This window comes from Agromyces cavernae (assembly GCF_021044935.1).
GTDB lineage: Bacteria > Actinomycetota > Actinomycetes > Actinomycetales > Microbacteriaceae > Agromyces > Agromyces cavernae.
The window spans coordinates 415,201-438,078 of record NZ_JAJNMP010000003.1 but is presented as its reverse complement, the minus strand read 5'-3'; the positions used below and the strand labels follow the sequence as shown (position 1 = coordinate 438,078).

The 22,878-nt window shown below is 70.0% G+C and carries 19 protein-coding genes; 6 read left to right on the top strand and 13 right to left on the bottom strand.

The window, feature by feature from the left end:
* Positions 1–47: 47 nt before the first annotated feature.
* From LQ757_RS13360 to LQ757_RS13340, 5 genes are all read right to left on the bottom strand, one after another.
* A complete protein-coding gene (locus LQ757_RS13360) occupies positions 48–887 on the bottom strand; it encodes an ABC transporter permease (RefSeq protein ID WP_231047743.1) in 840 nt (279 codons plus the stop codon).
* Positions 884–1,858, bottom strand: coding sequence for an ABC transporter permease (locus tag LQ757_RS13355; RefSeq protein ID WP_231047742.1), 975 nt, complete (start codon positions 1,856–1,858; stop codon positions 884–886). The genes LQ757_RS13360 and LQ757_RS13355 overlap by 4 nt, the downstream gene beginning before the upstream one ends.
* 7 nt (positions 1,859–1,865) lie before the next feature.
* Positions 1,866–3,050, bottom strand: a complete 1,185-nt coding sequence (locus LQ757_RS13350; RefSeq protein ID WP_231047741.1) for a polyamine ABC transporter substrate-binding protein — start codon at positions 3,048–3,050, stop codon at positions 1,866–1,868.
* Positions 3,051–3,085: 35 nt separating this feature from the next.
* A complete protein-coding gene (locus LQ757_RS13345; protein WP_231047740.1) occupies positions 3,086–4,255 on the bottom strand; it encodes an ABC transporter ATP-binding protein in 1,170 nt (389 codons plus the stop codon).
* Positions 4,256–4,465: 210 nt separating this feature from the next.
* Positions 4,466–5,104: a hypothetical protein gene (locus LQ757_RS13340; RefSeq protein ID WP_231047739.1), complete on the bottom strand. Its 639-nt coding sequence runs from the start codon at positions 5,102–5,104 to the stop codon at positions 4,466–4,468.
* 179 nt (positions 5,105–5,283) lie between these two features.
* Between LQ757_RS13340 and LQ757_RS13335 the strand changes: the two genes are divergently transcribed.
* The 4 genes from LQ757_RS13335 (at position 5,284) to aceB (ending at position 10,410) form a co-directional block, all read left to right on the top strand.
* Positions 5,284–6,426, top strand: coding sequence for a sensor histidine kinase (locus LQ757_RS13335; RefSeq protein WP_231047738.1), 1,143 nt, complete (start codon positions 5,284–5,286; stop codon positions 6,424–6,426).
* Positions 6,423–7,100 carry a response regulator gene (locus LQ757_RS13330; RefSeq protein ID WP_231047737.1) on the top strand — a complete coding sequence of 226 codons (678 nt, stop codon included), beginning with the start codon at positions 6,423–6,425 and terminating at the stop codon, positions 7,098–7,100. Before LQ757_RS13335 ends, LQ757_RS13330 begins: the two co-directional genes overlap by 4 nt.
* 170 nt (positions 7,101–7,270) lie before the next feature.
* A complete protein-coding gene (aceA, locus tag LQ757_RS13325; protein ID WP_231047736.1) occupies positions 7,271–8,593 on the top strand; it encodes an isocitrate lyase in 1,323 nt (440 codons plus the stop codon).
* Positions 8,594–8,730: 137 nt separating this feature from the next.
* Positions 8,731–10,410 (top strand): malate synthase A, encoded by a 1,680-nt coding sequence (gene aceB, locus LQ757_RS13320; RefSeq protein WP_372459665.1) that lies wholly within the window; start codon positions 8,731–8,733, stop codon positions 10,408–10,410.
* A 140-nt stretch (positions 10,411–10,550) separates the two neighbouring features.
* Here the strand turns inward: aceB and LQ757_RS13315 are convergent, their stop codons facing one another.
* From LQ757_RS13315 to LQ757_RS13295, 5 genes are all read right to left on the bottom strand, one after another.
* Positions 10,551–13,859 carry a 3-keto-alpha-glucoside-1,2-lyase-like domain-containing protein gene (locus LQ757_RS13315; protein ID WP_231047734.1) on the bottom strand — a complete coding sequence of 1,103 codons (3,309 nt, stop codon included), beginning with the start codon at positions 13,857–13,859 and terminating at the stop codon, positions 10,551–10,553.
* A 341-nt stretch (positions 13,860–14,200) separates the two neighbouring features.
* Positions 14,201–15,580, bottom strand: coding sequence for an ATP-binding protein (locus tag LQ757_RS13310; protein WP_231047733.1), 1,380 nt, complete (start codon positions 15,578–15,580; stop codon positions 14,201–14,203).
* Between the two features lie 66 nt (positions 15,581–15,646).
* On the bottom strand, positions 15,647–16,012 hold the full coding sequence (locus LQ757_RS13305) for a hypothetical protein (RefSeq protein ID WP_231047732.1): 366 nt from the start codon (positions 16,010–16,012) through the stop codon (positions 15,647–15,649).
* Positions 16,013–16,188: 176 nt separating this feature from the next.
* A complete protein-coding gene (locus LQ757_RS13300; RefSeq protein ID WP_231047731.1) occupies positions 16,189–16,701 on the bottom strand; it encodes a septum formation family protein in 513 nt (170 codons plus the stop codon).
* A 146-nt stretch (positions 16,702–16,847) separates the two neighbouring features.
* Positions 16,848–18,224, bottom strand: coding sequence for an MFS transporter (locus LQ757_RS13295; protein ID WP_231047730.1), 1,377 nt, complete (start codon positions 18,222–18,224; stop codon positions 16,848–16,850).
* A gap of 56 nt (positions 18,225–18,280) precedes the next feature.
* Between LQ757_RS13295 and LQ757_RS13290 the strand changes: the two genes are divergently transcribed.
* Positions 18,281–19,240, top strand: a complete 960-nt coding sequence (locus LQ757_RS13290) for an ArsR/SmtB family transcription factor (RefSeq protein ID WP_231047729.1) — start codon at positions 18,281–18,283, stop codon at positions 19,238–19,240.
* Between the two features lie 87 nt (positions 19,241–19,327).
* On the opposite strand, the gene LQ757_RS13285 is transcribed toward LQ757_RS13290, so the two are convergent.
* The gene (locus LQ757_RS13285; protein WP_231047728.1) at positions 19,328–20,299 is read right to left on the bottom strand and encodes an NADP-dependent oxidoreductase; all 972 of its coding nucleotides are present in this window, start codon (positions 20,297–20,299) and stop codon (positions 19,328–19,330) included.
* A gap of 127 nt (positions 20,300–20,426) precedes the next feature.
* Here LQ757_RS13285 and LQ757_RS13280 point away from each other — a divergent pair, with 127 nt between their 5' ends.
* Positions 20,427–21,116, top strand: coding sequence for a Pr6Pr family membrane protein (locus LQ757_RS13280; RefSeq protein ID WP_231047727.1), 690 nt, complete (start codon positions 20,427–20,429; stop codon positions 21,114–21,116).
* Positions 21,117–21,175: 59 nt separating this feature from the next.
* On the opposite strand, the gene LQ757_RS13275 is transcribed toward LQ757_RS13280, so the two are convergent.
* Positions 21,176–21,979: an alpha/beta fold hydrolase gene (locus tag LQ757_RS13275; RefSeq protein ID WP_231047726.1), complete on the bottom strand. Its 804-nt coding sequence runs from the start codon at positions 21,977–21,979 to the stop codon at positions 21,176–21,178.
* Positions 21,976–22,674 carry a YqaJ viral recombinase family protein gene (locus LQ757_RS13270; RefSeq protein ID WP_372459657.1) on the bottom strand — a complete coding sequence of 233 codons (699 nt, stop codon included), beginning with the start codon at positions 22,672–22,674 and terminating at the stop codon, positions 21,976–21,978. The genes LQ757_RS13275 and LQ757_RS13270 overlap by 4 nt, the downstream gene beginning before the upstream one ends.
* Positions 22,675–22,878: the final 204 nt, after the last annotated feature.

The following is a 22,878-nucleotide window of genomic DNA, read 5'->3' as shown; positions in this document are numbered from 1 at the left end:
GACCTGGGATCTCGATACGGCCTGGCGGCCTACTCGATCGGCGGTGATCAGTTTCCGGTCATGGTGCGGGCGATCTGCGTCGCCGAGTCGCCCGCACGCCGCAGCACGAACGCGACGAGCCCGAGCGCGACCAGCGTGAGCACGAGCATGATCGTCGACACCGAGGCGATCTCGGGTCGCAGGCCGCTCCGCAGCGCGCTCAGCACGTAGACGGGCCACGGCGTCGTGCCCGACACCTGCACGAACGCGGCGATGACCGTGTTGTCGAGGCTCAGCGTGAACGACAGCAGGAATCCGGCGAGCACGGCGGGCATCGCGAGCGGCAGCGTCACCCGGCGGAACGTGGTGAGCGGCTTGGCGTAGAGATCCGACGAGGCCTCCTCGAGCTGCGCGTCGAGCCCCACGAGCCGGGCGCGAACGATGTACGAGACCACCGCGGTCGCGAACAGCGAGTGGCCCACGACGAGCCGCACGACGCCGTCGCTGAAGAGCGCGAGGCCGAGGTCCTGACCGAGGAACACGAGCCACGGCAGCAGCGCGACCGCGTCGACGATCTCGGGCGTCACCGAGACGAGCAGCAGCAGGCCGATGAACCAGAAGACCCACTTGCCCGGATGCCGCGCCATCGCGATTCCCGCGAGCGTGCCGAGCACCGTGGCGACCAGGGCGGCGATGGCGCCCGTCTGCACCGAGACCCACACCGCGTCGCGGATCGCCGGCTTCGCGAGCAGGGCGATGAATCCGTCGAACCCGAAGCCGTCCCAGGCGACGAGCAGGCGCCCGGTGTTGAACGCGGACACGATGATGACGATGATCGGGGCGAACAGGAAGAGGAAGACGAGGACGCCCCACACGCTGAGTGCGACATCCGACCACGAACGCTTCACGAAGCGACCTCCTCGGGGACTCGGTCGGCAGCGGCAGGAGCGGTGTCAGCCGCGGAATCGGCGCCCGACGGCGCGGCGGGCGCGGCTCGCGTCGACGGCGGCTCGCCGAGCACCAGCCGGTTGCGGGATCGGAACGGCAATGTCGCGAGCCACACGACGAGCGCGCCGAGCGCGACGGTGACCATGATGACGAGGATGAGCAGGACGGCCATCGCCGATCCGAGGGCCCAGTTCTGCGCGGTCTGGAACTGGCTCGCCACGAGCTGGCCGACCATGTTGCCCTTCGCGCCGCCGAGCACCGTCGCCGTGATGTAGTCGCCCATCAGGGGGATGAAGACGAGCAGGACCCCGGCGATGACACCCGGGCGAGCAAGCGGCAGCGTGACTCGCGCGAACGTGCGCCACTTGCCGGCACCCAGGTCCTTCGACGCCTCGCGCAGCGGGTTCCCGACGCGGTCGAACGCGACGTAGAGCGGCAGGATCATGAGGGGGAGGTAGTTGTAGACCACGCCGATGAGCACGGCCGTACGTGTGTACAGGATGTCGAGCGGGCCGTCGATGACGCCCACGCCCTGCAGCAGCGTCGAGAGCCAGCCCTCGGGGGCGAGGATCACCTGCCAGCCGATCGTGCGCACCAGGAAGTTCGTCCAGAACGGCACCATCACGAGCGCGAGGAGCAGGCCGCGTCGCGACGGCGGCGCCTTCACCGCCATCCAGTACGCCACCGGCAACCCGATCACGAGACACAGCGCCGTGCCCGCGAGGCCGATCCAGAGCGTGTTCAGGAACGTCGTGAAGAACGTCGGCGAGAGCGCCTCGAGATACCGGTCGAACGAGAGCACGTCGTTCGCGTGCGTGCCGAAGATGCCGGGCTTGTAGCCGAAGCTGAACCAGACCACCATCGCCACGGGCGCCACGAAGAAGGTGACGAGCCACGCCCACGCCGGAATCGCGAGGGCGAAGCGCGGCATCCGCGAACTACGCACCGGCGGCGGCCTTCGTCTTGTTCCAGATGTCCACGCGAGCCTGCTGCGCGTCGTTCACCTCGCCCTCGCGCATGGTCGCGATCTGCTCGGGCGTGAAGAACACGAGGTCGAGCATCGGCAGCTCGGCCTCGGCCGCCGCCGCCTCGATGCCCTTCGCGCCCGTGTGGTAGCCGATGTAGTCGAGCTGCAGCAACTGGTTCTCGGGGGTGAGCACGTAGTCGATGAACGCGTGCGCGGCCTCGGGGTTGGGTGCGCCCGTCGCGATCGCCCAGTTGTCCATCCAGATCTCGGTTTCGGGGCCCGGGAACACCCACTGCCACCGGTCGGGGTCGGGGCTCTCGAGGATGCCGATGCGGGCATCGCCGTTCCACGACTGCATGAGCACGTGCGTGCCCTGCGGGATCGCCGCGCCGCCCGGGTACGAGTCGAACGCCGAGATGTTCGGCGCGAGCGTGTTCACGAGGAAGTCCTCGGCCGCGGCGAGGTCGCCCGCGTCGGTCGTGTTCCAGTCGATGCCGTTGGCCCAGAAGTACATGCCCGTCAGGTCGCCCGGGTCGTCGAGCACGCTCGTCTTGCCGCTCGCCTCGTTCTGCGCGGCGTCGAGGAAGTCGGCCCACGAGGTGAGCTCGCGCGTGATGACGGTCTTGTCGTAGACGAAGCCCGTCGTGCCCCACGCCTTGCAGATCGAGTAGGCGTTGTCGGGGTCCCACGCGCGCCCGAGGAACGCCGGATCCATGAACTCGAGGTTCGGGATGAGGTCGAGGTTCAGCTGCTGCAGCAGGCCGTTCTCGATCATCTGCGGGATGAACACGCCCGTCGGCACCACGATGTCGTAGCCCGACGTGCCCTTCGCCGCGACGAGCTTCGAGATGAGCTCCTCGTTCGAGCCGAACGAGTCGAGGGTGATCGTCGGGCCGAGCTCGTCGGTGAACGCGGTCAGCACGTCGGGGTTGTCGTAGTCGCCCCACGTGTAGATCGACAGCGCGTCCTCGAGCTCGGCGCCGACGGCCTGGGGTGCGCTCGAGGTGCCGCCGCCCGTGCTGCACGCGGCGAGGAGGCCGGTGGCACTCGCCGCCGCCGCGAAGCTGAGGAAGCGCCGCCGGGAGAGCTCGCTGCGGATCACCTTCGCCGCGCTCTCACTGGCGAGGATGCGGACGGGCGTGCGGGTGTGGGTCATCTCGGTCTCCATGGGGACTGGGTGGGTGGGATCGGTCAGAGCGTGGGCGGAGCGACGTGGCCGGCCGCGGCTGCGGCGTCGTCGGCCGGGAAGAGCCGCACGCTCCCGGCGCTCCACGTGCACACGACCGCGTCGCCGAGGGCGAGGCCCGGCGCCTCGGGAGTGGGGCGACGCACGATGAGGCTCTGGTCGTCGCCGAGCCGCACCAGGAACTGCATGGTCTCGCCGAGGTGCGAAAGGCCGATCAGCTCTCCCCGGGCGGCATTGACGGCGGCGGATGGCTCGCCCGCGACATCCGCTTCGATGCGCACATTCTCGGGGCGGACCGCAGCCTGCCCGCCGTGCCCGTCGACCAGGTCGGCGCGTGTGCCGCGCACCAGGGCGTGCGGTGACTCGACGGCTGCGCCGCCCTCGACGACCGTGCCGCGGAAGAAGTTCTGCTGCCCGACGAACGCGGCCACGTACGCCGAGGCCGGGCGCGCGTAGACGGTGTCGGCATCGGCGAGCTGGTCGATGCGGCCGTCGCGCATGATCGCGATGCGGTCGCTCATCGACAGCGCCTCGCCCTGGTCGTGCGTGACGAACACGAACGTGATGCCGAGCCGTGATTGCAGGAGCTTGAGCTCGAGCTGCATCTCTTCACGCAACTGCCGGTCGAGCGCACCGAGCGGCTCGTCGAGCAGCAGCACCGACGGGCGGTTCACGAGGGCCCGTGCGAGCGCGACGCGCTGCTGCTGCCCGCCCGAGAGCTGGGTGGGCTTGCGGTCGGCGAACCTGCGCATCTGCACGAGGTCGAGCGCCTCGGAGACCTGCTCGCGGATCGCCGACTTCGGCGTGCGGCGCTGCTGCAATCCGTACGCCACGTTCTCGGCGACCGACATGTGCGGGAAGAGCGCGTAGGCCTGGAACACCGTGTTGACGTTGCGGCGGTAGGGCGGGGTGCCCAGCACGGATCGTCCGGAGATGCGGATGTCGCCGGCATCGGGCTGCTCGAATCCGGCGATCATGCGCAGCGTCGTCGTCTTGCCGCAGCCCGACGGGCCGAGCAGCGAGATGAACTCGCCCGCCTCGATCGTGAGCGACATGCCGTCGACCGCGGTGGCCTGGCCGTAGTGCTTGGTGACACCCTCGAGCACGACGGTGCCCTCGGATTCGGCCCGGTTCATGGGGGAGGCCGCCCGGGCCTCGGTCGTCGCCGCTGTCACCTGATGGCACCTCCCGGTTCGCTGCACGCCACGTCGCGTCCGGCCATTCAATCCGCGACGGCTCCGCGAAGGCAATGGCCGCAGCGAGAACCGGACGAACCATCGGCCTCGCAAGGAGAACCCGACAGTCCGTCCGGTGTGCTCACGGCGCCGCTGCACCCGGCTGGATCACCCGGCCCGGATCACCCGGCCCGGATCACCCGGCCCGGATCACCCGGCCCGGCGAGCGAGGCGGCGGGCCCGGGCGTCGATTCCCCCTGCCAGGAGGGCCAAGCCGACCGCGGCGAGGAAGAGCCCCGCGGGAACGCCCCCACCGACCTGCGAGAAGAAGAGCAGGGGAACCTGCACGAACGGCAGCGGCAGCGCGATCCACAGCGAGACCCGGCGGGCCCGAACGAGCGAGACGCAGAGGGCGATCGCACCGACGAGCCAGAGGGCGTTCGCGAGCATCGCGACGGCGGGGAAGAACTCGAGGTCGATGCCGTTCACGGCACTCGTGATCGTGCCCACGGTCAGCAGCACGGTGCCGGTCGCGGCGGTCACTGCACCCCAGCTCGAACGCGCGTGGCGGGCCAGCCCGAGGAACAGCACCGCGAGCGCCCAGAGGCTGACGGTGAACATCGCGAGGATGACCCGGGTGCGCGGGTCGATCGCCGGGTCCTCGTCCTGCGGGAAGAGGAACTGCAGCACGCCGATGATGATCGACAGCGCGCCGGCCGTGATCGCCGCAGCGCCCGCGAGGCGGGTGCCGACCAGGCCGATGAGCCGGCCGTCGCGGGGGAAGACCGGCACGGGCCGGCCGGAAGCGACGGCCGGAGCGGGAGCGGAATCGGAGACGAGAGGGGGCATCGGAGGCCTTTCACTGGATCGGAGGCGCCGGGCGGGGTTCGACCGGCCGGAATCGAAGCTAGATTCGGCCGCTGCGCCACGGCATCGGCCGCGGGTCGACGGATGTCGCGACCTCGGTCGGCCGCAATGTCGACCTTCGTCGCTGTCCGCAGGCGACCGGCCCGCCCTAGCATCGGATCGTGACGAGCGAACAGGGCGCGGGATGGAGGCGGTGGACGACACCGCTCGACCTCGCGATCGCGGCCGGCATCGGACTCTGGGCGGTGCTCGAAGCGGTGCTCGTGCCCTCGTCGAACATGGCCGCGCAACTCGGCTTCGCCGTCGCGGTCTCCGCCCCGCTCGTCGTACGGCGGCGATTCCCGGCCGCCGTCATGCTCGCGATCGCCGCCGCCCTCGTCGTGCACGCGGCGCTGAGCGGCCCCGACGCGACGTTCAACCCGTTCCCGAGCCTGCTCGTGGCGACCTTCACGGTCGCCGAACGAGTCGCCGCATGGTGGGCCGCCGCGCTGCTCGGCGTCGTGCCGGTCGCGGCCATGCTCGGCGCGCACGCCCTCGGGTACTTCGGTTCGCCCGGCATCGAGCACGCGGGCACGATCTTCCTGGTCTTCTTCGTGGGGGCGACCTGGGCGGCCGGCCGTATCGTGCGGCACCGGGCGCTCGCGGTGCAGCGCACGCGCGAGGACTCCGACCGGCTCGCGAGCGACTCCGTGGCTGCCGAGCGTGTGCGCATCGCGCGCGAGCTGCACGACATCGTCGCCCACGCGCTCTCGATCGTCACCCTGCAGGCGGGCGCGGCCGAGCAGTTCCTCGACAAGGATCTCGAGCGCGCCAGGCACCATCTCGCGTTGACCCGTCGCACCGCGCAAGGGGCGCTCGACGAGATGCGGCACCTGCTCGGCGTCCTGCGTGAGGACGACGCGGTGTACGCCCCGCAACCCGGCCTCGGGGGGATCGCCGAACTCGTCGCCGAGACCGAAGCGGCCGGACACGAGGTCCGCCTCGAACTCGACCCCTCGCTCGATGCCGCCCCCGAAGGGCATGCCCTCGCGGTGCATCGCATCGTGCAGGAATCGCTGACGAACGTGCGCAAGCACGCGCCCGAGGCACCCGTCGACGTGCGCGTGCGCCGGCACGGCAGCGGCATCGACGTCGAGGTCGTGAACGGTGCGGCCGCGCGGGGGCTGCCCGCCCAGGCCGGCGGCGGCCGCGGGCTTCCGGGCATGGGGGAGCGGGTGCGGGTCTACGGCGGCGTGCTCGAGGCCGGGCCGCTCGACCACGGCTGGCGCGTGCGCGCGACCCTGCCGCTCGGGGAGGGCGTGTGACCGCCCGGGAGCCGCGGCTGCTCGTCGTCGACGATCAGGCTCTCGTGCGCTCGGGCATCGTCGGACTCCTCGAGGCGGCCGGCCTCGAGGTCATGGGCGAGGCATCCGACGGGTTCGAGGCGATCGAGCAGGCACGGCGGCTTCGGCCCGAGGTCGTGCTCATGGACATCCGCATGCCCGGCCTCGACGGCATCGAGGCGACGGCACGGCTCATGGCGATGCCCGAACCGCCGCGCGTGCTCGTGCTCACGACGTTCGACCTCGACGAGTACGTCTACCGCGCGCTCCAGGTCGGGGCCTCCGGCTTCCTGCTCAAGGACGCACCGCCCGATCGGCTCGTCGACGCCGTGCGCACGGTCGCTCGCGGCGAGGCGCTGCTCGCCCCCGCGCTCACCCGGCGGCTCATCGAGCGGTACCTCGCCGCGCCGGCACCGGGCGTGCTCGCCGCGCCGGCGACCGAGCTCACCCCGCGCGAGCGCGAGGTCTGGCAACTCATCGCCGAGGGCCTCTCCAACCACGAGATCGGCGCGCGGCTCTACCTCAGCGAGGCGACCGTGAAGGCGCACCTCACGCGGCTGTTCGTGAAGCTCGACGTGCGCGACCGGGTGCAGGCGGTCGTCGTCGCGTACGAGTCCGGTCTCGTGCGGCCCGGCGCGCAGCGCGCGACGCACTGATCCTTCGCCCACGGCAGGGTCGGGTGTCCGCTCGAGGGCTGCTCGAGCACGAGTTTTCCGTCGCGCAGAAGAACCGGGAAAGTTCACCCCCGAATTCGTCGGGGTGGGTTGTCGCGCCGGGCGCAGAGTGGGTTCACAGCACCCGCACCAACCACCGAAGGAGCACGACGATGAGCACCGACCGCCCCGGCGACCAGACCCAGACCGCAGCCGAGCTGCAGCTCGAGTGGGACGCGAACCCGCGTTGGAGCGACATCCGCCGCGACTACACCGCCGACGACGTCATCGCCCTCCGCGGACCCGTCCGCGAGGAGCGCACGCTCGCGAAGCGCGGTGCCGAGAAGCTCTGGGAGAACATCCAGAAGAACACCGGCAACGCCTTCGAGCGCATGGAGGACCCCGAGTGGTCGGCCGCGCTCGGCGCCCTCACCGGCAACCAGGCCGTGCAGCAGGTGCGCGCGGGCCTCAAGGCCATCTACCTCTCGGGCTGGCAGGTCGCAGCCGACGCGAACCTCTCGGGCCAGACCTACCCCGACCAATCGCTCTACCCGGCGAACTCGGTTCCCGCCGTCGTGCGCCGCATCAACAACGCGCTGCTCCGCGCCGGCCAGATCGAGCAGGGGACCGACGACCGCGACTGGATGGCTCCCATCGTCGCCGACGCCGAGGCCGGCTTCGGCGGCCCACTCAACGCCTACGAGCTCATGCACCAGATGATCGAGGCGGGCGCGGCCGGCGTGCACTGGGAGGACCAGCTCGCGAGCGAGAAGAAGTGCGGTCACATGGGCGGCAAGGTGCTGATCCCGACCTCGCAGCACATCCGCACGATCAACGCGGCACGACTCGCGGCCGATGTCGCGGGTGTCCCGTCGATCATCATCGCTCGTACCGACGCACTCGCCGCCACCCTGCTCACGAGCGACCACGACGAGCGCGACCGGCCGTTCGTCACCGGTGAGCGCACGGCCGAGGGCTTCTACGAGGTGCAGAACGGCATCGAACCGGTCATCGCCCGCGGCCTCGCCTACGCCGAGTACGCCGACCTGCTCTGGGTCGAGTCGGCCGAGCCCGACCTCGACCTCGCCCGCCGCTTCGCCGAGGCCGTGCACGCGAAGTTCCCGGGCAAGCGCCTCTCGTACAACTGCTCGCCGTCGTTCAACTGGAAGCGCCACCTCGACGACGACCAGATCGCGAAGTTCCAGCGAGAGCTCGCATCGATGGGCTACGCGTTCCAGTTCATCACCCTCGCGGGCTTCCACTCCCTGAACCACGGCATGTTCACGCTCGCCAAGGACTACTCCGAGCGCCACATGTCGGCCTACGTCGAACTCCAGGAGGCGGAATTCGCCTCGGAGGCGGCCGGCTACACCGCCACGCGCCACCAGCGCGAGGTCGGCACCGGCTACTTCGACCAGATCGCCACGGCGCTGAACCCCAACAGCGCCACCCTCGCCCTCGTCGGATCGACCGAGGAAGAACAGTTCAACCACTGATTCATCCGCGGGTTGAGGAGGCGGGCCCGCCGCCGTCTCGAAACCCACGCCACGAACGGCCAGGTTTCGAGACGGCCCTGGCGGGCCTCCTCAACCCGCGAAGGCAAGGAGACAAGACCATGAACACCACACCAGCCATGACGCTCGAGCGCGAACGAACGGATGCCGCGACATCCGCTCGTCGCATCGAACCGCAGCCGACGACCGGAAGCTTCCAGACCGTCGACCCGCGGATCGAGATCACCGCGCCCCTCGGCGCGCGGTACGACGAGATCCTGACCCCCGAGGCCCTCGCGTTCGTCGCCGAACTGCACGACCGCTTCGCGCACACCCGGCACGAGCTGCTCGCGGTGCGCCTGCAGTCGCGGGTCGACGCCGCGAACGGCCGCGACCCGAAGTTCCTGCCCGAGACCGAGTGGATCCGCAACGACACGTCATGGCGTGTCGCGGGCGGCGCACCGGGCCTCGAGGACCGTCGCGTCGAGATCACCGGGCCCACCGATCGCAAGATGGCGATCAACGCGCTGAACTCGGGTGCGAAGGTGTGGCTCGCCGACCAGGAGGATGCCACGAGCCCCACCTGGGCGAACGTCATCGAGGGCCAGCTGACCCTGCGCGACTTCCTGCACGGCAGCCTCGAGTACACGAGCCCCGAAGGCAAGGAGTACCGCGTCACGGCCGAGGAGACGCCCACGATCGTGATGCGCCCGCGCGGCTGGCACCTCGTCGAGAAGCACCTGAAGTTCCACGACCGCGCCGGGCGTGCGATGCACGCGTCGGGCTCGCTCGTCGACTTCGGCCTCTACTTCTTCCACAACGCGAAGGCGCTCATCGAGGCCGGCCGCGGACCGTACTTCTACCTGCCGAAGCTCGAGAGCCACCGCGAGGCGAAACTGTGGAACGACATCTTCGTGTACGCGCAGACCGCCCTCGGCATCCCGCAGGGCACGGTTCGTGCGACGGTGCTCATCGAGACCATCCAGGCGGCTTTCCAGATGGATGAGATCCTCTACGAGCTGCGAGACCACTGCGCCGGCCTCAACGCCGGCCGCTGGGACTACATCTTCTCGATCGTGAAGACGTTCCGCAGCCGCGGCCGTCGCTGGGTGCTGCCCGACCGCAAGTCGATCACGATGACGGTGCCGTTCATGCGGGCGTACACCGAGCTGCTCGTGCAGACGTGCCACAAGCGCGGTGCACATGCCATCGGCGGCATGAGCGCGTTCATCCCGAACCGCCGCGACCCCGAAGTGACCGAGCGCGCGCTCGCCGCGGTCTCGGCTGACAAGCGTCGCGAGGCCGGCGACGGCTTCGACGGCACGTGGGTGGCTCACCCCGACCTCATCCCGACGGCGCGCGCCGAGTTCGACGCGGTGCTCGGCGACCGGCCGAACCAGGTCGACCGCCTGCGCGACGACGTCGAGGTGACGGCGGCGCAGCTGCTCGACATCCCGTCGGTCGGCGGCGAGGTGACCGAGGCCGGGGTTCACGACAACGTCTCGATCGCGATCCGCTACATCGAGTCGTGGCTGCGCGGCACGGGTGCGGCGGCCATCGACAACCTCATGGAGGATGCCGCGACCGCCGAGATCTCGCGTTCGCAGGTCTGGCAGTGGCTCAACGAGAACACCGTGACGGCCGAGGGCACGCGCATCGACCAGACGTCGATCGTGCGCATCATGGCCGCAGCGGTCGCCGAACTGCCCCGCTTCGAGGGTGACCGGTTCGACGATGCGATCTCGGTGTTCCGCAGCGTGGCGCTCGAGCCCGAGTTCCCGACGTTCCTGACGGTCGGGGCGTACGCGCGGCACCTGTGAGCTGCTGAGCCACGGCTTCGCTGACTGGGCGGGCCCGTTCAGGTCGATTCCGGAGAACCCGGAGGTGCGACGGCCTGGGCGGGCCCGCCCGTCTGCTTCGGGGGCGAGTGGCATGCGCCACTCGCCCCCGAAGGCCTGGATCAGCCGCAGCTCTTCGCTGCGTAGTCGGCGCTCACCTCTCCCGTCCGGCCGGCTCCGGCCGCCGCGACGTCCACGGTCCCCGCGTCGACCGCGGTCGCGCGCCTGGTGTACGTCTCGACGATCGAGGCGCCGGGCTGGACATCGGTCACCGTGCGCTTGCCATACGCGGTCGACAGGGTGATGTCGACGGGGACGGTGTCGTCGTTCGTCGCACGAACCTCGAGATACGCCTTGTGCACCGAGCAGCGCACCTCAGCGGTCGCACTGACCTCGAGCTCCTCCTTCACGCGGATGTTGCGGTAGTGGACCGTCTCGCCGCCCCCGTGGTTCTGGACGCCGATGAAGCCCTGCGCCAGGTCGCGCGCAGGATCGGTGCTCGTGAACTCGTTCACGACCGTGCCGTTCAGGACCACCGTGATGGTCTGCCCCTTCACGATGATCTCGTACGCGTTCCACTCGCCCACCGGGTTGAGCGCCTCTTTCACGGCAGCAGGATCGGCGCCCTGGAACGTGTAGATGGCACCGGTCGTACGGTCGGGCGCATCGCTCGCGTCGATCTGGATCTCGTAGCCCTTGTTCACCGCGACCCACGGGTCGGTCCCCGGGTTGGGGAAGCCGACGAACACGCCGCCGTTGTGATCCTGCGTGAGCTTCCAGTCGAGCTTGAGACTGTACTCCCCGAGCTCCTGAGCGGTGTGCCAGAGCAGCCCCATGCCACCGTGGGTCTGCAGCGTGCAATCGGCCGTCCGGCCGAACCCGCCCGCGCCGGCGAGCCGCCAGTTCTCGAAGCTGGCGAGCGTTCCGTCGAAGAGGCCGGTGTAGCCCTCCTCGACCTCGGCGGGCGCGCAGATGTCGCCGCCTCCGCCGACGGAGAGCATGTCGATGTTGACGTGCCCGTCGTCGCCGGTGTCGTACCTGAGCGCGATGGTGCTCGTGCCCGCAGGGAGGTCGATATCGCGAGTGACCGTCTTCCACGTCTTCCAGTCACCCGTGCTCGGCAGCGCCCACGGACCGACCTTCGTCCCGTTCACGTACAGCGAGAGCTCCTTCATGCCTTGGAACGGGTTCGGCCCGTTGGCGTAGCGCAGGTTGACCGGATGGGTCCCGGCCTCGTCGGCCGTCACCGAGAAGGATGCCCCGGCACCGATGTTGCCGAGCCCGTCGACGAACCCGGAGCCCGAGAAGCCGTTGTGCTCGATGTCGATGCCCGCGGTACCGAGGAGTGCAGCCTCCTCGGCTTCGTACCAGCCTCGGTCGGCGGGAGGCACGTACCCCGGGAGGGTGTTCAGCGTGTACCACGCCTCGGTGCTCCACAGCTCCTGGCCGGTCTCCGACACGAACGGCCGCGGCGAACGCAGGTGCACGACGCGGTTCGGCTTGAGGCCGTCGAGGCTCACCGTGACGGTCGTTCGATCCTCGGACACCTCGGCGCCGGTGACGCGCAGCGGCTCCTCGTCGATCTTCGGCCCGCCGTAGCTGGTCGTCGGCACGTATCGCCATTGCTCGGCACGATAGGCCTTCGCGATGTTCGCTGCGGTCTCCTCGGAGATCGGTTCGGTGTACGCGATCTCGAACCCGCCCTCGACGATACGAACGGACGTCATGTCGAACGTGCTCTCGCTCACCGGCGAGAGCTTCTGCAGCCCGAACCGGAGCTTGCCCGATTCGCCCCAGTTGCCGCCCTCGCCGGTCCCGCCGACGTAGAGCGCACCGTCCGGTCCGACGATCACCCGGTTGACGCCCGACTCGAGGCCGGCGGAGTGACGGAAGACCGCGCCCTGGTACTCCCCGTCGACCTCTTCGATGAACGCGCGCTGCAACCCGCCGTAGGTCACGTCACCGAACAGCATCTGGCCGGCGAAGGGTCCCTCGTCGAGGAGGATCGGCGTGCTCGGCGAGTTGCCGATCTCGTTCTGGGGGATCCAGACGACGGGCTGGGTCACCGGCTTGGCGTCGAACGGCCCGGCCGGGTTCGTGAAGTGGTTGAAGAACCGGTCCTGCTCGACGTGCACGAGCTTCGAGGCAGGCAGCCAGGCGCCCTGATTGTCCATGGCGAACAGCTCGTCGTCGGGACCGAAGGCGATGCCGTTCGGGGTGCGCAGGCCGCCGGCGACGTAACTCACCTCTCCGGTCGCCCGGTCGACCTTCAGCGTGGTTCCGCGGTTCGGTGCGGGCTGCGGATTGGTGGTCGCCCCACCGTTGTTGATCGCAACCGACAGGTTCACGTAGAAGTTCTCGTCGTCATGGACGAGACCGAAGGCGAACTCGTGGAAGTTCCCGCCGTAGGGCCACTCCGCCAGTTTCGTGTGCACGTCGTAGAAGCCGTCGCCGTCGGGGTCGCTGAGTTCGGTGAGCTGGTGCCGCTCCGAGACGTAGATCTTGTCGCCGATGACGTCGACGCCCATCGGGTTGAGCAGGTCGGTCGCGACCTTCGTGACCTCCACGTCGCCGGGCCCGGTGGCATCGATCACGTTGTCGAGCAGGAACACCTCCCCGGGCTCCGCGCCCGGCACCCATCCGCCGGAGCTCACGGAACCGGTCGTGGCCACGACGAGACGATCGTCGTCGGTGAAGTCGAGGCCCGAGACCTTCGGTTCGAACCCGGCGGGACGGAGGTCGATGAGGTCGTAGTCCGGATTGACGGTGTCCAGCCGCAGGCCGTCGCCCGCCGTATCGGTTGCTCCCTCGCAGTACTTGGTGCCGGGAGCGGTCACCCGCACGACGTTCGCGTCGGTGCTCAGCACGCTGTTCGGTACGACCTCGAACGCCGCGGCGCCGGGCCGACGCCACTCGAGCTTCAGCATCTGGCCGTACTTGTCTTCGAAGTGCTCGATGAAGAGCGAGTGGCTGCCCGCGGTGAGCGTCTTCGTGCCGTCGACCGCCGTCGGGGCCTGGAGCCCGTCGTTGTCGATGATGCGCTCCCCGTCGAGTGTCAGCCTCGAGCCGTCATCGCTCGTGAGGCGGAACGTGTAGTCGCCGTCGGCCGGCACGTTGAGGTTCGCGATCACGTGCGTGACGAAGTAGTCGGTGCCGCCGAAGTCGGCGTCCGTGACGAAGTTGATCGTTTGCATCAGCTTGTCGACGTTCGGCGTCGTTCCCGACTTCAGCGTGCACAGCTGGGTCATTCCGGGCGGCACGTTGAACGTGCGGAGCGTGACCCCGGGCTCCTGCTCCGGCAGCTCTGCCGAAGCCGGTGCGGCCGCTCCCGCGACCGTCAGCACACTGGCGATCGCTGCGAGGGTGAGCGCTCCAGCGCCGAGGCGGGAACCGAACCGGCGTCGCACCGGCGGACTTGCGGATACAGGCATCATCGCTCCTTTGGTCGATCGTGACGCGTCGACGAAGCGAGTCACTGCCACCTTCGCCAACAACAAACGTCCAGAGCCTAGGCGGCTTTCGCACGTGCCGTCTACAGGTTCCGCCAGCTGAGCTTCGAAAATCAGCGACAGGTGTGCGACTTGTGATTGTTCAATGTCAATTCAAAGAGAGGGGCAGCCGCAGGACGATGGCACAACTCAGGAGAATTGGCGCCATCACCTCCCGTGAGGGTGGGATGGCGCCCATTCTCCTGAGCCGAGCGCGGCCGGCGCGACGAGAGCGCGGCCGGCGCGGCGAGAGCGCGGCAAGTGCGCCGAGAGTGCGGCGCCCGTCAGCGCAGCGGCACCTTGACGTCGCTGCCGCCCTCGGGAGTGAGCCGGGCGTTCATCTTCACGAGCGAGGGCGTCGGCACGAACCCGCCGGCGAACAGCGCCTCGCCCTGGCGGAACCACGGTGACCGGGCGAGCAGCGACGCCGGCGCGTAGCCGAAGTACGTGCCGACCTCGGCGAGGTCGACCGGCGAGGTCATCTTCATGAGCGCGAGGTTGTCGCACTGCGACAGGATGCCGGGATGCACCTTCGAGGGACGCTGGGTCGACAGCAGCAACCACAGGCCGAACTTGCGCCCCTCGGCGGCGATCTGCACGATCCGCTCGCGCACCGCGATCGCGAGGGGCGAGTCGAGCAGGGGTGAGCAGAGGTTGTGGGCCTCGTCGATGACGAGCAGCACGGGGCGTCGTTCCTCGCGCCGCTCCCAGAGGTCGTCGAGCAGCGAGAGGGCGACCACGAGCTGCTGCTCGGGCGTCGAGAAGCCGCCGAGGTCGAGCACGGTGGCATCGGGACGTTGCGCGACCACGTCGGTGACGGCGGTCTGGTCGCCGGCCCACACCTCCCAGTCGAGCACGCGGAGGTTCTCGATGCGATCGGCGAGCGGGTGCGTGTCACCCGATCCCTGTGCGGCCTGGATCATCGGCAGCATCTGGCCGATGTCGCCGACGCGCACGACTTCCTGCAGGTGGATGAGCGTGTTGTACTCGTCGCGGTCGGCGATGGGGTCGAGTCGCAGCACCGCGGCCTTCGACGGCAGGTTCATGTCGAGGAATCGCGCTCGCAGGCCGCCGTCTCCTTCGCCGCGGGGGCGGAGCACGCGGATGTCGCGTTGCGCGAGCGCATCGGCGGTAGGGCCGCCCGCGTCGGGGTTGAGCTCGCCGAGTCGCACGAAGTCCGAGTTCGGGTCGAAGATCACGACCGGCAGGGCCGTGTGCGCGACGAGCTGCTCGAGCACGACGCCGAGCGCGTAGGTCTTGCCCGAGCCGCTCTGCCCGCACCAGAATGTGTGCCGGTTGAATCGGTGGGGCAGCAGCTTCGCCGCACCGCCCGGGTCGGTCAGGTTCGTGCCGACCTCGAGCAGGGCGCCGGTGGTCGCGTGCAGCATCGCGATGGTGGCCGCGTCGACCTCCTCGACCGTGCCCACCTCGAACGGGTGGCTGCGAGCGGTGTCGAGCCCGCCGTCGATGAGCACCCCGATGAGTCGCCCTCGGAGGCGGGCGGGCGGCGACTCCGTGCGCTCCTCGACGAGCGCGAGCTGCCGTTCGCCACCGCCCGAGACGATGACGAGCGAACCGGCGATGAGGTTCGAGCCCGAGGCGTCGCCGACGAGGAACGAACGTCCGTCGTCGGAGCGGGCGATCGGCGGGGTCGCTGCATCCATGCGCCGATCATCCCACTCCTGCGGCGATGCTTCCGGTAATGCCGCTTCAGACGCGACGGCCGGCTGCTAGCAGACCTCCATGAGCTGGATGCCGTGACCGGTCTGGCGCTTGTCGAGCACGGCTCCGTTCGAGTTGCAGATGGCATTCACGAGAAGGGCGAACCCCTCGCCGCCCTGGAAGTTTCCGTTCTCGCCTGGGAGTCCGGCGCCCTGAACCGTGCCCGGCGGGACGAACGCCCAGACCTGCGCCGCCCCCGGGAAGACGCTGGGCAGCCACGCCCAGTTGCCGTGGATGATGGGGCCGTCGGTGCAGACGGCACCGCATGCAGCGGGCGGCTTCGAGACGTTGACACAGTCGAGCGCGTTCGCCGCGGTGGGAATGAACACGAACGCCGCGGTCAGGCCGATCGCCGCGAGTGACTTCTTGAACATGCTTCCTCCGTCGTTGCGTTGGATACAGCAGAAGGTCGAGACCCGCAGCAGGGTTGGGCCCGTTCACCGACGCTACTCAGCACCGAGGATTTGTCAACATCTTTCGGCGCCGTGGAACCCGACGACCACTGCCGACGGAGTGAGCCCTCGCGGCGGGCCCAACGTCGTCCGAAGCCTCAGTACGCGGCTCCGGCGAGCGAACCGGTGACCTCTCCGGCGGGGTCGAAGATGGTGCACGAGACGACCCGATCGTCGCGGAACTCCCACGAGTCGGCTGTCGGCAGGTACCAGCCGATGTCGAGGCTCGACGACTCGTACGGCAGGCCGACGAAGGACTCGAACTCGGCGAGACATCCGTCTTCGGCGGCGGTGGTGATCGCCTCGTCACCCGGGAACTCGCCGTCGTCGAGCTGGAAGTCGAAGTAGACCTCGTCGTTATGCGGCTCGCTGCACGGCACGACCGGAACGGCTTCGACCTCGGCGTCCTCCTGCATGGTGAGGCAGTCGCCGACGCGAAGCGCGAAGACGTCGGCCTCGCCCCCCTCGATGATCTCCTGCGTGGTCTCGTCGCGCTCGGGCTCCGGGGCCGACAAGAGGGAGCCGAGCGCGCTGCATCCGGTAAGGGGCAGCGCGACGGCGACGGCGGCGCCGATGACGAGCAGGCGGGTGAGGGAACGACGTGCGGGCATGCGGAACTCTCTCGGTTCGAGTAGGGGGGTGCTGCGGGTGCCGGAGCGGCACATGGCGGCGCAAGCCTATCGGCCGGCCGTCGGCGCGGGCGATGGGTTGCGATCCCCATCGCGAGGTCGTGCGCCGCACTGCTCGCAAGCCGGTTCTACGCAGCCGCCGTCGACCCGGCTGTCGAGCTCGTCGCCGCCGCGCGCCGCGCGATCCACCAGGTGCCGAGCCCCGAGCCGAGGAAGATCGCGGCGAGCGTCGCCCAGCCCGCGAAGCCGTGCGCGATCGCGGTCGCGTTCACCACGATCGGTGCCGCGAGCGCGCCGACCGAGTACCCCATCCCGAACACGCCCTGGTAGGCACCTGCCCGCATCGGGTCGGCGAGCTCGAAGCTGAGCCCCCAGCCGCCCGCCTGCGAGAGCACCTCCGCGAACGCGTGGGCGAGTGCTGCGATCACGAGCACGGCGATCGCGAACCCCACGGGCAGGCCGGCCGCGGCCGCGTACACGAGGCACGCGCCGGCCATGAGCCATGCGCTGATCGCCGACACGCGGGCGGCGACGCGGAAGTCGTGCGTGCCCTTCGACAGCGGCACCTGGAAGATGACGACGATCACCGTGTTGAGGATGAGCAGCAGCGCGACGAGCACCTCGGGCGCCGCGGTCTCGTGCGCGATCCACAAGGGCACACCGAGCTCGGCGACGCCGAACTGCATGCCGAAGACGGCACTCAGGGCGGTGAACACGAGGTAGCGCGGGTCGCGCCACGGTGAGCGTCGGCCCCAGTCGCGTCGCGATTCAGCCGCCGCGTCGGCGGTGGCCTCGGCGTCGACCGATCCGGTCGCGGTGGTCACGGCGGCCACCTCGGGTCGCGGCGGCGCATCGACCCGGGCGGGCAGCCTCACGAGCTGGAAGAGCCCGAGCAGGTAGAGCACGCCGGCGCCGACGATGAGCCCGCGATACGCCTCGGCGGTGCCGACGGCGAGGGCGAGGGCGCCGAGCCCCGATCCGACCGCGATCGACAGGTTGGTGACGGTGCGCAGCACCGCGCGCGCGTGCACCCGGCTCTCGCCCTCGAACGCCCGCGCGATGATGGCCGACCGGGTGGAGTTCGCGCCCGACTCGAACGTGCCGCAGATCACGGCGATGACGAGGGCCGAGATGAAGTCGCCGGCGAACACGTAGCTGATCAGGGCGACCCCCTCGATCGCCGTGAACGCGATCACGAGGCGCTTCGCGCTGAAGCGGTCGGCGAGCCATCCGCCGGCGAGCGACGCCACGACGCCTGCCGCGCTCGCCGCGGCGAGCACGATGGCGACCTCGTGCGGCGCGAGGCCCACGATGAACGTGAAGTACAGCACCGTGACGGTGAGGAAGATGCCGCGGCCGACCCTCGAGATGAGCGTTGCACCGACGAGGATGCGCAGCACCGGGTCGGAGACGGATGCGGCGAGCCGGGCGAACAGCCCGGGTCGCGGATGTTCGGGGACGTCGATCGTGCCGGTGTCGGATTCGGGGGCGGAGGTAGGGCTCACGCATCCAGTTCTGGCAGAGACATCCGACCGCCGAAATTGATGTAGCGTAACGCTTCATGTTGCGATACGTGCTGAACGAAGCGGATGTCGCGACGGTGCGCTTCGGCATCTCCCCGCTGTGCGAACTGGGCCTCTCGTTGCGGGCCATCCGCGACCCGTCGCGCTTCCCGCTGCAGCTGCCCTGGCTGCGCCGGACCGAGGCGTCGCGCGCCGACCTCGACCTCGATGCGCTGTTCGCCCTCATCGACGACCGGCTGTGGACCCCCGACTTCCTGAACCCCCGCCCGGCCTCACCGCTGACCCGCCTCGAGGACGAGTTCGAGGTGCTCGCCGACACGCCCCCCGACGAGTTCCTGCGCGACCTCGTCGCGGTGCACGGCCGCGTGCCCGAGGTGTTCGCCGGGCCGCCACGACTCGCCGTGCGACGCATCGTGCGAGCGTTGCGCGAGCTCTGGTCGGCGACGTTCGAGCCGTACTGGCCGCGCATGCGGGCGGTCCTCGAGGCCGACGTCACCTACCGCGGACGGCAGATCGCGCAGGGCGGTCTCTCGGTCATGCTGAACGGCATCTCATCGACGGTCGACTACGCCGACGGCGTGGTCTCGGTGCGCCTCAAGGACCCGAACGATCGCGTGCAGCGCATCGACGGGCACGGCCTCACGCTCGTGCCGACGATGTTCACGCGCCGCGGTTCGGCCCCGGTCGGGGATGGGCCGCCGCTCATCATGTATCCGGCCCGCGGGCAGGGTGCGCTCTGGGAGGCCGAGCGGGTCGCGAATCCCGCGGCACTCGCCGCGATCCTCGGCGAGACCCGGGCCAGCCTGCTCTCAGCCCTCGGTGACCCGGCGTCGTCGACCGAGCTCGGCGTTCGTTTCGGCGTCACCGCCTCGGCGGTGAACCAGCACCTGCGGGCGCTACGCGACGCAGGCCTGCTGATCTCGACGCGCTACGGGCACAGCGTGCTCTACCTGCGCAGCGAACTCGGCACCGCCCTGCTCGAGGCGCGGGCGGGTTGATCTCGCCGGTCGAGTAGCGACGAAGGAGCGTATCGAGACCCGTCGCGAGGTCTCGATACGGCGCTGGCGCGCCTACTCGACCGACGGTCAGGCGGGATCGGGCGCGACGCGCAGCACGACCTTGCCGCGCACGTGGCCGGCCTCGAGCAGGCGATGCGCCTCGGCGCCCTGCTCGAGCGGCAGCTCGCGGTCGACGTGCACGCGCACGGCGCCGTCGTCGATGAGGCGGGTGATCACCGCGAGCGTGCGCGCGTCGGGCACGATCGAGTACCCGGTGGCACGGATGCCGCGTGCCTCGGCCTCGGCGGCCATGGTCGGCCATGACGCGGTGGGGATGTTGACGATGAGGCCGCCCGGGCGCAGCGCGTCGAGCGAGCGGGTGCCGGTTTCGTCGTGTGCGTTGCCGATGAGGTCGATGACGACGTCCTGCTCGCCCGCGACCGCCTCGAACCGCTCGCTCGTGTAGTCGATCACCCGGTGCGCGCCGAGCTCGCGCAGGAACTCGGCATTGCGCGCCGAACCCGTCGTCGTCACGGTCGCGCCGAAGTACGCCGCGAGCTGCACCGCGAAGTGGCCCACGCCCCCCGCACCGGCGTGGATCAGCACGCGCTGCCCGTCGTGCACGCGTGCCGTGTCGACCACGGCGCCCCACGCCGTGAGCGCGGCGAGCGGTACGGCGGCGGCCCGGACGAAGTCGAGCGAGGTCGGCATCGGCGTGACGCTGAGCGACGCCGCCGCGACGAGTTCGGCGTAGCTGCCGGCGGCGCGCGGCACCTTGGCCATGCCGTAGACGCGGTCGCCCGGTTGCAGCGGGTGCGCCGCATAGGGGGTCGCCTCGACGACACCGGCGAAGTCGAATCCGAGCACTGCCGGGAATGCGAGCTCGCTGGCGACGCCGCGCCCGGCGCGGGTCTTCATGTCGATCGGGTTCACGCCGGCGGCGATCACCCGCACGAGCACCTCGTCGATCACGCGTCGCGCGGCGGGGACCTCCGCGAGGTGCAGTTCGTCGGCATCGCCTGTGCGATCGATCACCAGTGCGCGCATCGTCTCGGTCATCTCTGCGGTGTTCTCCGATCCGTCACGTGGGGCGGGCGCCTGTCGCGACATCCGCTGCCCTTCATTCTCGTTCACCAATATGCTGCAGTCAGCGTCGCCGGGTGGCGAGCGGGGGAGGGGCGGAATCGTGCGTCGACTGTTCGGAGTCCTGCGTCTGTTCGCGGCAGTCGCGATCATCGTCGCGATCGTCGGGCAGTTCGCGAACAGCCTCTCGATGGTGCCCGACGCGGCAGCCTTCGTCGTGAACTTCTTCAGCTTCTTCACGATCCTCTCGAATGCGCTCGCGGCGATCGTGCTGCTCATCGGCGCGGTCTACGGACTCCGGGGCGCCGTCGAGCCCGACTGGTACACGTTCGCGCGCGCTGCGATCGTGACCTACATGACCACGACGCTCGTCGTCTACAACCTGCTGCTGCGCGACATCTCGCTCGACCAGGCCACCACGGTGCCGTGGTCGAACGAGATCCTGCATGTGTGGGCGCCGCTGTACCTGCTGCTCGACTGGATCCTCGCGCCCGGCCGGAGTCGCGTGCCGTGGAGCCGGTTCTGGTGGATCGCCGCGTTCCCGATCGCGTGGGTCGTCTACACGATGATCCGCGGCGCGGTCGTGGGCTGGTACCCCTACCCGTTCCTCGACCCCGCCGTCGAACCCGGTGTCGGCTACGACGGCGTCACCGTATACGTCATCGCCATCGCCTCGTTCATCCTGCTCGTCGGCTCGGCCATCGTCGGCCTCAGTCAGGTGCGCTGGCCGTATCGCGCGGCCGACGCGCGGGTCGACGGCGGCGAGTCGCGCGGGGAGCGCGTCGAGGCCTGAGATCGTGGGTTGAGGAGCGACGAAGGAGCGTCTCGAAACCCTGAGGTGGTCTGGCGCGCTCAGGTCTGGCGCGCGCGGTGCAGCCAGCGCGCCACCAGTTGGCCGACCATCATGTTCTGGTGGGCCTGGCCCTCGTCGCGCGCCGACACCATGCCGAGCGGCGCGCCGAGAGCGCCGGCCCAGCGCTCGGCGATCGCGGTCGGGTGCACGGGATCGCGCGGGGCGCCCACCACGAGCGAGCGGATGCCCCGTGCCTCGAGCGCCGCGAGTTCGGCGTCGTCGTGGAACGCACGGTTGCGGGGGATCTCGACGAGACGCATCGCGCGACGCGCTGCGTCGGGCGCCGTGAACTGGCCGAGCAGGCCCTTCGCCCCGGCCGGGGACTCGGCGGCGACCCGTTGGTAGACCGACCGCTCGCGGAACTCATCGGCGCCTCCGGGGCCGGCGTCGATGAGCAACTGGCCGATCACGGGGTATGGGCGCAGGTTGTCGGGCAGCGACCGGTCGTCGAACGCCGGACGGATGAACACCGCACGCTCGATCGGCAGCAGGTCGCCCAGGATCAGGCGGAGCGCGATCGCCGAACCCATCGAGATGCCGATGACGGTGAGCGGGTGGGACGCGTCGAGCGCAGCGCCGGAGGCATCCGTCACCTGATCGCGCACCGTGACCGCGAGCTCGGCGGCGAGGCGGTCGATCTCGAAGTCGGTCGGGCTGCCGACCTCGAGGAATCCACCGTGGGCCCGCACATCGGGCGCGATGATGAGCTCGTCGTCACCGCATGAGGCGCGTACCGGCGAACTCAGCAGGTCGATCGGCTGTCGGCGGTCGGCACCGAGACCGTGCAGCAGCAGCGTCGTCACGCGAGTGCACCCGGGCGATACACCGCTCGGGGGTCCTCGACGGCGGCGGTCGGGCGGATCGCCAGGAGCAGTTCGTCGGCGAGGCGCACGAGGATCGCGATCTGGTCGTCGTCGCGGTCGACCCAACGGCACCGGGGCTCATCGCTCACGGGCACGAAGTCGTCGTGCTGCTCCCAGACGACGAGCGTGCGCTCGGCGCCGAGCACGTACTGTTGCCACCAGACCTGTCGCAGGTATCCGCGTGGGATGCGCCGCCACGGCTTCGACGTGGTCTTGATCTCGCACAGCTCGAGTGCGCCGTTCGGCGCGACGCGCAGGCCGTCGGGGGTCGCGAGGTGGCGGCGCTCGAACTCGGCGTGGAAGAGGAGCGTCGACGGGTCGATGCCGTGCGTGCGGCGCGCCCACTCGGCGATGACGGGCTCGCGCTCGCGGCCGTGGTCGGTGAACCGGCTGCCGCCGAAGCTCGTGCGGGTGCCGTGCAACTTCTCGTACGCCGCCGTGCGCACCGATTCGCGCGTGGCGAGCTTCGCGGCATCGGTCGCGGTGACGCCGCGCGCCCGCGCTCGGAGCCAGGCGACGCGGTCGCCCGCATCTGCCACGACCCGGGTCTCATGCGGGAGTCTCGGCCGCGGCTCCGGGGTTGCGGCCGACCATGCGCCCTCGAGGTCGAAGAGGGCGAACGGGGTATCTGGCACGGCATCGAGCGTACTCGCCGCCGCGGTCATCGGGCAGGGTTCCTGCACAGGGTGTCGCTCAGCCGGCAGGGCCGATGCCCGATTCACGAGCGGCGTGGCCCGTTCGGGCCATTCGGAGGTGGCCCGAACGCGCGATGATCCACGCGGCTGTTCGGAGTGGAATCGGACTCGTCACCAGTTGCATCACCCACACCGAGGAGTCGA